Below are 11,623 nucleotides of genomic sequence, written 5' to 3'. Positions count from 1 at the left end.
AAATTGGTTTAACTAATTAAAATATTAAAAATAAAATGAAGATAAATATAAAAAATAGGCTGTTTGCACTCGTGTTCTTCTCTGTGTTATTATACAGTGGAGGAGTTATTGCCCAATCATCTGGCATAGAAATATCAGCAACTGTTGTTGACGAACAAGGGAACCCTATAAGTGACGTTACTATTTATGGTTCAAAAGGAACTCAAGCATCCACCAACACTTTAGGTTTGTTCAAAATATCACCGAAAGATGGGACCAGCTTGGTAATACAAAAAAAGGGGTATGAATCACAACTGATAAGTATTGCAAATATAACTGATAAAATTACCCTTGTAAAATCTCAGTTTTTAGCGTCTGAAGACGATATGATAAAGATGGGTGTTAGTTCTAAGTTTAGTAGAGAAATTACTGGAGCTGTATCTTCGGTTAACCCTAATGACAGATTAACTTACGACAATACACAATTTGTTAGAAGTTATATAGCAGGATTAACTCCTGGTGTTAGAGGCTCTTCAAACATTAGAGGGATTGGAAATGCACTTTTTGTAATTGACGGTGTTTTTGGTCGTGACCCAAATGTACTAAACATGGAAGAAGTAGAGCAAATTACCGTTCTTAAAGATGCCAATTCAGTTGCATTATATGGTAGCCAAGGTAGAGATGGTGTTATTATTATCAACACTAAACGTGGTAAAATAAATAAGAAAGTGGTGAATGTGAATATGCGTTCTGGTATAAGTACACCAATATCAACGCCTAATTATCTTGATGCGGCTTCTTTTATGGTGCTTCGTGATGAAGCAAGAATTAATGATGGAGTTTCTCCAGATGATACCAGTCTTTTTAGAAATGATGCTAGAAACCCTATTGCTAACACAAGAAATGGTTTAAATCCTATTGAATTTCCAGATGTAGATTTGTACGATTTTGTACAACCTTTTGTATCTAATACCAATGTTGTTGCGGAATTTTCTGGAGGTAATGAAAAATCACAATATTATGTGAATGCTGGATGGTTCTACAATCAAGGTTGGGTAGATATCAATGATGAAATCAACCCAGGAAACAATCGTTTTAACATAAGAGGTAATATAGATTTTAAAGTAAACGATTGGATTACCAGTAGCATTGATGGTGTTTTTCTATTAAGAAACGATAAAGGGCCTAGAGCAAATATTTTTAACCAAGCTACTAGTTTTTTACCTTTTGATTATGCACCTTTAATACCTTTAAGTAGTATTGATGCAAGCAATAATCCAGAATTACAAGAATTATTAGCAGGAGCTTCAGTATTTAATGGTAATTTATTAGGTACTGCGCAACAACTTGGTGTAGATGCACCTATTGCATTATCTATAGGAGGTGGTTTTAGAAATAATGTGGTTCGTGGAACTCAATTTAATAATGCAATAAATTTTGATTTATCTGCAATAACCGAAGGCTTAACTGCAAAAACATATTTAAGTTTTGACTTTTTTGAATCTTATACGACTTCTATCCAAAATAGGTTTAGAGTTTATACTCCTACCTCTTTTGTAAATGGAAAAGTAACTGGACTAGACGCTTTTGGTGAAGACCTTAGAGATCTTTCAGAAAACGTTCAATCCAATGGTTTTGTATCTCGTTTAGCGTTTTATGGTCTAGTAAATTACCAAAAAACGTTTGCAAACAATCATTCAATCAATACTACTGTTTTAGGTTATTTTAACTCAGATAATAGATCAGCAAGAATTCAAACAGATAAAGATGCGCATTTTGGATTTCAAATGACTTATGATTACAAAAAGAAATTTTATGCAGACTTTTCAGGAGCTTATGTACATTCTATAAAATTACCAGAGGGTAATAGAGGAGGCTTTTCTCCAACAGTTGGTTTGGGTTACATTTTAAGTGAAGAAGATTTCTTAAAAGACAATAGTTTTGTTAATTATTTAAAGTTAAAAGCTTCTGCAGGTATTATTCAATCTGATATAGGTGTTCCTGGTTATTTTTTATATGATGAAAATTATTCTGAGGGAGGAAACTTTGCTTGGGCAGACGGCTTACAGTCTAATAGAAGACAAAATATTTCACAGGGAGCTAATCCTAACCTTGGTTTCGAAGAACGTATTGATTTAAATTTAGGTTTTGAAACTTATTTAATGAATTCTCTTTGGATAGAAGCCAATTATTTTAGAACCGAAAGAGACAAACAATTAGGTTTTTTAACTGACCAGTATCCGTCTTATTACGGAACATTTAGACCAAGAGATAATTTTAATGCCAACTTATATACTGGTTTTGAAGTTGGAGCAACGTATAATAAAAACTTCAAAGATTTTTCAATAGCTTTAGGAGCAAACGTGTTATACAGTCAAACAGAGGCATCTAAGAGATCTGAAACAAATGAGTTTGATTATCAAAATAGACAAGGTAGAGAGTTATCTACTACTTTTGGTCTTGAAGACTTAGGTTTTTATTCAGATGCTGATTTTACCGCTGATGCACAAGGAAATTTAATTCTAAATAACAATTTACCTGTACCAGGTTTTGGTGATGTACAACCAGGAGATATAAAATATAGAGACCAAAACAACGATAACATTATTGATAATGATGATAGAGTTGCTATCGGTCAATCAGCTAGTCCTTGGACCTATGGTATTAATTTAAAATTACAATACAAAAATTTCAGTCTTTTTGCTTTAGCAACAGGTCAAACAGGAGCATTAGGTAATAAATTAACAGGCTTTAATAACTATTATAGTCCTAATGGAAATGACAAATATTCTGAAGTTGTTTTAGGGCGTTGGACTCCGCAAACTGCAAATACAGCAACTTTTCCAAGACTGTCTGCAGGAAATAATCAAAATAATTTTAGAACATCGACATTTTGGTTATACGATAACAGTTTCTTTAGGATAGATAGAGCTCAGTTTACTTACGAGTTTACCAAAAATTTATGCGATGCCATCGGTGTAAAAGATCTTAGCTTTAACTTACAAGGTACAAACCTTTTTGAAATTGGTGAGAATAAAGATATTCGTCAACTAAATATTGGTAGTGCACCTCTTACTAGAACTTATACTTTTGGAGCAAGAGTATCATTTTAATTATAATAAAAGTTTAAATATATAAAATGAAAAATTTAATAAAATATACATTAATCATAGTTTTTGTTACAGGTATAATTTCTTGTAATGATTTCTTAGAGCCCATTGATGAAAATAGGCTAGATATTGATTTTGTTACAGAAAATCCTGGCGCAGCAGAAGGAGTTTTACTTAACGGTTATTCTCGCTTAATTAGCGAATCGCCTACAATCGAGGCTGCAACAGATAATGCTGTAAGTAACCAGTTAAATAATGGTTTTAAACGAATGGCTTTAGGTGAGTTAAACGCACAGTTTAACCCTACACAGCGATGGAACAATTACGAAAGTATTCTTTGGGTAAATAAATTCTTAGAGATTCTTGATTCTGATGTAACTTTATGGAATGATGACGAAGAAATTAATGAATTGTTTAAAATTCGTTTAAGAGGAGAAGCCCTTGCTTTGAGAGCTTTACACCATTTTTATATCTTAGAAGCGCATGCAGGTAAATCTGCTTCTGGTGAGTTACTAGGTGTGCCATACATAACAGAATTTATTGAAGCAGATGGAGACTTTAATATACCTCGTTTATCATTTGAAGCAACAGTAGAAGCTATTATTAAAGATTTTGATGATGCAATTGAATTATTGCCAACAGTATATTCAGATGATGAAAGTGTTGTGAGAGATTTTTATACTAATAGAGTAAACTACGATTTTAATAAATATCGAGTTGTTAACGGGGAGCAATTGAATCTTCGTATGTCTGGAAAAATAGCAAAGTCTTTTAAAGCACGTTTGGCTTTATTTGCAGCTAGTCCATCATTTTTAAATAGTCAAAATTATTACAACTTAGCAGCAACAACTGCTAGTGAAGTATTAAACACTATTGGTGGTGGAGGTGTTTCTGGATTAGTGTCTACTGGTGGAGAATTTTATACTTCAAGTTCAAATTACACAAGTGACGAAATAATATGGCGTGGTAGTGAACAAAATCCAAACGCTAGTATTGAGAGACAAATGTTTCCACCTTCAGTTAACGGTCTAGGGCGTGTCAATCCAACACAAAATTTTGTTGACGCATTTCCTATGGCAAATGGACTTCCTATAACTGAAGCCGCTAGTAATTACAATCCAGATAATCCTTATGCAAATAGAGACCCAAGATTAGAAAAATATGTTGTAGTTAACGGATCATCTTTTGGTGGTGGCAATATAAATACAGGTGTTGGCGGTGGAATAGATCGTCTAGATTCTATTCCTCAATTTTCAACTATTTCTGGTTATTATCTTAAAAAGTTATTACGTCCAGATGTTAGGTTAAATAATGATGGTTCTACAGTAGATCAAGTTCATTATAATGTTTATCTTAGATATACAGAATTAGCACTTATACATGCAGAAGCTGCTAATGAAATTAGTGGTCCAGATTTTCAAGTAAATGGTATTTCAGCTAGAGATGTAATTGCAGCAATTCGTGAGAGAGCAGGTATTAGTCAACCAGATACTTATTTAGCCTCTATTACCTCAAAAGAAGCAATGCGTGTATTAATTAGAAATGAAAGAAGAATAGAGCTAAGTTTTGAAGGACAGCGTTTTTGGGATTTAAGAAGATGGGGCTCATCTTTAAATGAAGTTGCTGAAGGAGCTTTCTTTGATGGTTCAAGTTATATATTAGGAATTCCTGTAGAAAACAGAAATTATCCATCTTTTGCGATCTATTTACCAATTCCTAATAATGAAGTTTTAAGATTCCCAGCATTAGAACAAAATAACGGCTGGTAGAATAATAACATGTCTTTAAAAGAATTAAAAATATTAAATATGAAATTCAAACTATTAATAATATTCACTTTAGCTTTTAGTTTATTAGCGTGTGAAAATGAGGAGTTTATAGCAGATGACTTTGGAACAGAAAATGTTTACTTTCCATTTCAAACTCCTGTAAGAACAATAATTCAAGGTAAATACGATTTAGGCTTTAATGATAATGATAATGCTGGTAAATTTCAAATAGGTGTTCGAATGTCTGGTGTTATTGAGAATAAAGAAGATAGAAAAGTTCATTTTGAACTAGCTCCAGAATTAATTGATGCTGCAACTCTTGGAGTAGATACTGTTAATGTTAAAATACTACCATCATCGTACTACACAATAGAGCAACAAAGTCCTATAACTATACGTTCTGGTGCAACCGACGGTCGTGTTACTGTTCAATTACAAGATGCATTTTTTGATGATCCACAATCGTTTGCCGAATTTGGAGAAGTACATTATGTTATTCCTTTAAAAATTACTAGAATAGAAAAATTAGATTCAATACTATCAGGCTCTCCTATAGTAACAAATCCAATTAAGATTAATAATGAACATTGGAATCCATTACCAAAAGACTATACACTTTTTGGTATAAAGTATATTAATAAATTTCATGGAAATTATTTACGACGTGGTGCTGATAGAATTGTAGGTGCTTCGGAAGTATTTACAGCTTCAACAGGTGTTACAGAAACAATTCCAATAGATACCACAACTGTTTACAGAGCAGAATATGTAACAAGAGATGAAGTTGTTCCTGTAACAACTAGTGGTAGAAATAATGTTTCTCTTGACACTCGTGTTAGAAGAGCACAATTTCCTAGTCCTGAAAACCCTGTTAAGTTAAATTTAGTAATTGATGGTAATAATGATATTACTGTTACTAGTGAACAAACGAGTGATTTTCAAATTACAGGTACTGGTAAATTTGTAGAAAATGGAGACGAATGGGGTGGAGAGAAAAGAGATGTTATTTACTTAGAGTATCAGTATTCAGATGTTCAAGTTGTTGAGGAGTTTTTCTTTGGTTCTCTAACCAAACGTTCATCTTTAAATTTAAATCACATTGTTAATGATACGTTAGTAATTAGAAACAGAAACGTTAAATTTGAAGAGTTTACCATTGATTTAGAGAAATCTAACTAATAAACCTATTTTTAAATTTTAGAGTAATAGAATAGAACTAAAACCCTATTAATTTAATTAAAAAATAAAACCCTTCATTATATCCATAATGAAGGGTTTTTATTTTAGTACTGAAAAATAATTTTTAAAAAATATAATATGAAACTTAAACAGCCTATCCTTAAAACACTTTTTATATTGTTATTAATTTCTTCTTGTAATAAAAAAGAAGAACAAGCCCCTTGGACAGATTTAATAATGAAAGAAGATCTTGACAACTGGAACATTAAAGGTGGAACTGCAACATATAAAAATGAAAATGGCACCATTATAGGTACAACTGCAGCAAATACACCTAACACATTTTTGTGTACAAATAAGAATTATACAGATTTTATTTTAGAATTAGACTTTAAAGTAGATCCTGTAATGAATTCAGGTATTCAAATCCGTAGTAATTCGCTTCCTTATTATAGAGACGGAATGGTACATGGTTATCAGGTAGAAATAGACCCATCTAAACGTGCTTGGAGTGGTGGAATCTATGACGAAAAAAGAAGATTATGGTTAAATCCGTTAAAAGAGAATACAGCAGCTCAAAAAGCGTTTAAACAAAACGAATGGAATCATTATAGAATAGAGGCTATTGGAGATACTATTAAAACTTGGATTAATGGAGTTCCAGCAGCTCATTTAATAGATGACAAAACTTCGGAAGGTTTTATTGGATTACAAGTACACGGAATTGGTAAACACAAAGATAGATTAGGAAAACAAACGATGTGGAAAAATATAAAAATTTTAACTACAGATTTTGAGAAATATTCTAAAAAATCTCCCTTAAAACCAATCATCACTAAAAATAAGCTAACTTATCAAGAAAAAAGATCGGGTTGGAAAATGCTTTGGGATGGAAAAACAACAAATGGTTGGAGAGGAGCAAAATTAGATATGTTCCCAGAAAAAGGATGGTCTATTGAAAATGGAGAATTAATAGTTGCAGATACTGGAGGAGCTGAATCAACTGCAGGTGGAGATATTGTAACCACAAAAGAATATAGTAATTTTGAATTAAAAGTAGATTTTAAATTAACTCCAGGTGCTAACAGCGGAATTAAATATTATGTAGACACAGAGCTTAATAAAGGTCCAGGATCTTCTATAGGTTTAGAATATCAAATTTTAGATGATGCACTTCATCCAGATGCTAAACTTGGTTCTCATGAAGGAAGCAGAACAGTTTGTTCTTTATATGACTTAATAAAAGCTGACCCAATAAAACGGTTAAAACCAATTGGAGAATGGAATACAGCGTATATTAAATCCATAAACAATCACGTAGAACATTGGGTGAATGACGTAAAAGTTTTAGAATATGAACGTGGAAGTGATGAATTTTTAAAACTGGTTTCTGAAAGTAAATATGCAAAATGGCCAAATTTTGGATTATTAGAAAAAGGTCAAATTTTATTACAAGATCATGGAGATAAAGTATCATTCAGAAATATTAAAGTAAAAGTTCCTAAACCTAAAAAGAAAAAATAATGGATACAAGTAGAAGAAATTTTATAAAAAAAACAGCAACAGCAGCTGCAGGAATTGGTTTAGTAGGCTCTGCAAATGCGATGTCAGCAAAAAGTTATAATAATATAATCGGCTCTAATGATAGAATAAATTTAGCCATACAAGGTTTAGGGCGTCGTTATGGTGGTTTTATAGATGGCATTGCAGCCAAAGAAAATAATGTTCGTTTAAAATATTTGTGCGATGTAATGCCAAGTCAATTAGATAAAGCTCAAATAAAAGTTGGAAAAAAGATAGATTATAAAATTAAATCTGAAGAAGATATTAGAAAAATCATTGATGATAAAAAAATAGATGCCATTTTTATGGCAACTCCAGATCATTGGCATACACCAGGAGCAATCATGGCAATGCAAGCAGGCAAACATGTATATCTAGAAAAACCCTGTAGCCATAATCCACATGAAAATGAGTTGGTTGTAGCTGCTCAAAAAAAGTACAATAAAATTGTACAAATGGGGAATCAACAAAGATCATCCTTAGAAAGTCAAGAGATTATTGCAGATATCCATAAAGGTGTTATTGGTGATGTTTACAAAGCTGTAGCCTTCTATACCAATAGAAGAGGACAAGTTCCTGTTCCTGTAAAAGCTGCACCACCAAAAGGCTTAAATTGGGATTTATTCCAAGGTCCATCACCTAGAAAAGAGTATACGCATGACACTTGGAACTACAATTGGCATTGGTATGGATGGGATTTTGGTACTGCAGAAATGGGTAATAATGCAACACACGAATTAGATATTGCACGTTGGGCATTAGATGTAAAATACCCAGAATATGTAGATGTAATTGCAGGAAAAAGACAGTTTAAAGATGATGGTTGGGAAATGTACGACCAAATGGAAGCTACTTTTACTTTTGCAAATAATAGAGTGATTCAGTGGGATGGAGATAGTAGAAACGCCTATAAAAAATACGGTCGAGGAAGAGGAACCATCATTTATGGTTCTAAAGGTTTGGTAATGGTAGATAGAAGTGGTTATGAATTGTATGATTTAAAAGGCAAGCTAATTAGAGAAAAAAAATCTGGTGGTAAAGAAGGTGGACTTGCCCTAGGTGGTGGTGGAAATTTAACCACAAGGCACGTTACCAATTTTTTCAATGCCATAAGAGGAAAAGAAAAATTAACTTCGTCTATAGAAGTTGGTGCTGTTTCTCAAATGTTAACACATTATGCTAATATTTCTTACAGAATTAACAAAGGTTTTAATGTTGATGAAAATTCTGGTAAAATATTTGATAGAGATGCCATGAAACTTTGGTCTAGAACTTATGAACCAGGTTGGGAACCTAAAATTTAAAATTTGAAAAGACGTAATTTTATTAAAAAAGCAGGAATAGCTTCAGTCGGAGTTTTGGGTGCCAATTCTGTATTTAGTAATGTATCTAAGCTTAATTTGAGTGCAAATGATATCGTTAATATTGGTGTTATTGGAACTGGACAAAGAGGAGCTGGATTAACATCAATTATTAATAAAATAGAAGGTTTAAGAGTTGTTGCTGCAGCTGATACAATACCATTTCGATTACAAAATGGGATTGCAAAAGCCAACACAAATCCAAAAGGTTACAATAACTACAAAGCCCTTTTAGATAATAAAGATGTTGATGCAGTAATTGTAGCGACTCCTTTTAACACACATTCTCAAATTGCAATTGACGCTTTGGATGCAGGTAAACATGTATATTGCGAAAAAACATTGGCTAAAGGATATGAAGGTATTCAGCAATTAATAAATAAAACAAAGGTATCTGATACAATTTTCCAAACTGGTCATCAATACCATAGTTCTAGATTATACACACACGTTGTAGATTTAATTCACCAGGGAAAAGTAGGCAATATTATTGCTTTTGAATGCCAATGGAACAGACATGGAAACTGGCGAAGAAAAGTGCCAAATCCAAGTCTTGAAAAAGCAATTAACTGGAGAATGTATAGAGAGTTTTCTGGTGGTTTAACTGCAGAATTATGCTCTCATCAAATAGATTTTACAAACTGGGTTTTAGGTGAAACACCAGAACAAGTTATGGGTGTTGGAGGTATTGATTACTGGAAAGATGGAAGAGAAACGTATGATAATGTGCACCTTACCTATTCTTATGCTAGTGGAGTAAAAGCAAAATTTTCTTGTTTAACGAGCAATGCAAAAGATGGTTATCAAATAAAAGTTTTAGGTGATAAAGGCACTTTAATTATTGACCCTAAAGATGCTTGGTTTTATCCTGAAGGAAAGAAAAATAAAGTTATGGGCGAAGTTGATGGGGTTAGTGGAGCCACTGCTCAATGGGATAAAGCAAAAGGTTATAATATTAACATAGAACATTTAGATCCAAGTAATCAAGCTTTATTAGATTTTAAAAAAGCAATTATAAATAACAAAGAACCTTTGTCTAATATTATATCAGGAGCTAAAACGGCAGTTTGTGTTCAAATGGCATTAGATGCGATGTATGAAAATAAAATTGTACAATGGAACAATGATATAAATTTTTAATTGTATGTATGAATTGGATAAATAAATTTCTTTTTAGTTTTTTTTTAGTAACAATTTCGCTACAAGGTCAAACAAAGTTACCTGCTTTCTTTGCAGATAATATGGTGTTACAGCAAAAAGATAAAGTCGCTATTTGGGGTAATGATGCACCTAATACAACTATTACGATTGCTACAACTTGGGGAAGTAAAGCTAAAGCTATAACAGATAAAAACGGTATTTGGAAAACTACAATTAAAACAAAAAAAGCTTCTTTTACTTCAGAAACGATTTCAATAAAAGGAACTTCGTCAATTACATTAAATAATATTTTAATTGGCGAGGTTTGGTTTTGTTCAGGGCAATCTAATATGGAGATGCCTTTAAATGGTTTACGAAAATCTAAAGTTTTAAATGCTCAGAAATATATCAATATTGCGAATAATAAAAATATTAGATTATTTAATGTGCCAAGAACCGCAAGTGTTTTACCTAATAATGATGTAAACGCTAAATGGCAAGAATCTACTGAGAAATCTGCAAGAAAATTTAGTGCTATTGGGTATATTTTTGCGATAGAATTATATCAGAAATTAAATGTACCAATTGGTATTATTGAGTCTTCTTGGGGAGGTACAAGAATAGAAAGTTGGATTCCAAAAGAAGTTTTATCAAAATACAAAAATATTAGGTTTTTTAATAAACTACCTAAAGAAGAAAATAAGCAGAAAAAGCCTGCTTTTTTATACAATGGAATGATACATCCTTTTCAAAATTTTACAGTAAAAGGATTTCTTTGGTATCAAGGCGAATCTAATAGAACTCAGCCAAAACCATATAAAAGCTATATGAAAGATTTAATTGGTTCTTGGAGAACACAATGGAAAGAAGATAATCTTCCATTCTATTTTGTGCAAATAGCACCATTTAATTATACGAAGTACAAAAAAGGAACAGCAATTAGATCTAATTTAATAAGAGAAGCGCAATTGCAAACTGCGCAAGAAATTAAAAATACTGGAGTCGTAATTACAACAGATGCTGGAGATTGTAACGATATTCATCCTTCAAAAAAAGAAATTGTTGCAAAACGACTTGCAAATTGGGCACTAGCAAACCAATACAATAAGAATTTAATTTTTAAAAGTGCTGAGTTTAAATCTTTAAAATTTAATGAAGATAAAGCGATTGTAAACTTTAAATTCTCAAAAAAAGATTATTTTTTGAGTTCAGAAAATATAAAAGGTTTTGAAATAGCAGGAGAAGATAAAATCTTTTATCCTGCAAAAGCAATCATCAACAAAAACCTAAAAAGCATTACTTTACATCAAGAAAACGTTAAAAATCCTGTGGCAATTAGATATGGTTTTAAAGCTTGTTTCGAAAGTAATCTTAAAACACAATCAGGTTTACCAATTTCTGTATTTAGAACAGATCATTGGTAATAGTTTTTTTCAGGATAGGACAGGATGCTAATATAATCTTCTAATTATACTTTTAACACTATAAAAATTTTGAGTAAATCAAAATGAAATTTAGATAA

The 11,623-nt window shown here is 31.9% G+C and carries 7 protein-coding genes; all 7 read left to right on the top strand.

What is annotated here, in order from left to right; translation table 11 throughout:
- Window positions 1-35: 35 nt before the first annotated feature.
- The 7 genes from FP421_RS14590 to FP421_RS14560 all read left to right on the top strand — a co-directional run bounded on the left by FP421_RS14590 (window position 36) and on the right by FP421_RS14560 (window position 11,525).
- A complete protein-coding gene (locus tag FP421_RS14590; RefSeq protein WP_159951876.1) occupies window positions 36-3,092 on the top strand; it encodes a SusC/RagA family TonB-linked outer membrane protein in 3,057 nt (1,018 codons plus the stop codon).
- A gap of 26 nt (window positions 3,093-3,118) precedes the next feature.
- A complete protein-coding gene (locus FP421_RS14585) occupies window positions 3,119-4,858 on the top strand; it encodes a RagB/SusD family nutrient uptake outer membrane protein (RefSeq protein WP_159951874.1) in 1,740 nt (579 codons plus the stop codon).
- Window positions 4,859-4,897: 39 nt separating this feature from the next.
- Complete coding sequence (locus tag FP421_RS14580) at window positions 4,898-6,037, top strand: DUF5627 domain-containing protein (protein ID WP_159951872.1); 1,140 nt, start codon at window positions 4,898-4,900, stop codon at window positions 6,035-6,037.
- A gap of 138 nt (window positions 6,038-6,175) precedes the next feature.
- Window positions 6,176-7,561, top strand: a complete 1,386-nt coding sequence (locus FP421_RS14575; protein WP_159951870.1) for a 3-keto-disaccharide hydrolase — start codon at window positions 6,176-6,178, stop codon at window positions 7,559-7,561.
- Window positions 7,561-8,904, top strand: coding sequence for a Gfo/Idh/MocA family protein (locus FP421_RS14570; RefSeq protein ID WP_159951868.1), 1,344 nt, complete (start codon window positions 7,561-7,563; stop codon window positions 8,902-8,904). Before FP421_RS14575 ends, FP421_RS14570 begins: the two co-directional genes overlap by 1 nt.
- 3 nt (window positions 8,905-8,907) lie before the next feature.
- Window positions 8,908-10,101 (top strand): Gfo/Idh/MocA family protein, encoded by a 1,194-nt coding sequence (locus tag FP421_RS14565; RefSeq protein ID WP_159951866.1) that lies wholly within the window; start codon window positions 8,908-8,910, stop codon window positions 10,099-10,101.
- Window positions 10,102-10,109: 8 nt separating this feature from the next.
- Window positions 10,110-11,525, top strand: coding sequence for a sialate O-acetylesterase (locus FP421_RS14560; RefSeq protein WP_159951864.1), 1,416 nt, complete (start codon window positions 10,110-10,112; stop codon window positions 11,523-11,525).
- The last annotated feature ends 98 nt before the right edge of the window (window positions 11,526-11,623 follow it).

The sequence above is a fragment of the Polaribacter septentrionalilitoris genome (genome assembly GCF_009832745.1).
Classification (GTDB): domain Bacteria; phylum Bacteroidota; class Bacteroidia; order Flavobacteriales; family Flavobacteriaceae; genus Polaribacter; species Polaribacter septentrionalilitoris.
The sequence above is the reverse complement of the archived record's forward strand: the minus strand, read 5'-3'. Positions and strand labels throughout refer to the sequence as shown.

Excerpts from the sequence above, each read along its gene's own strand:
- FP421_RS14590 (WP_159951876.1), top strand. The coding sequence starts at position 36 with ATGAAGATAAATATAAAAAATAGGCTGTTTGCACTCGTGTTCTTCTCT.
- FP421_RS14585 (WP_159951874.1), top strand. The coding sequence starts at position 3,119 with ATGAAAAATTTAATAAAATATACATTAATCATAGTTTTTGTTACAGGT.
- FP421_RS14580 (WP_159951872.1), top strand. The coding sequence starts at position 4,898 with ATGAAATTCAAACTATTAATAATATTCACTTTAGCTTTTAGTTTATTA.
- FP421_RS14575 (WP_159951870.1), top strand. The coding sequence starts at position 6,176 with ATGAAACTTAAACAGCCTATCCTTAAAACACTTTTTATATTGTTATTA.
- FP421_RS14570 (WP_159951868.1), top strand. The coding sequence starts at position 7,561 with ATGGATACAAGTAGAAGAAATTTTATAAAAAAAACAGCAACAGCAGCT.
- FP421_RS14560 (WP_159951864.1), top strand. The coding sequence starts at position 10,110 with ATGAATTGGATAAATAAATTTCTTTTTAGTTTTTTTTTAGTAACAATT.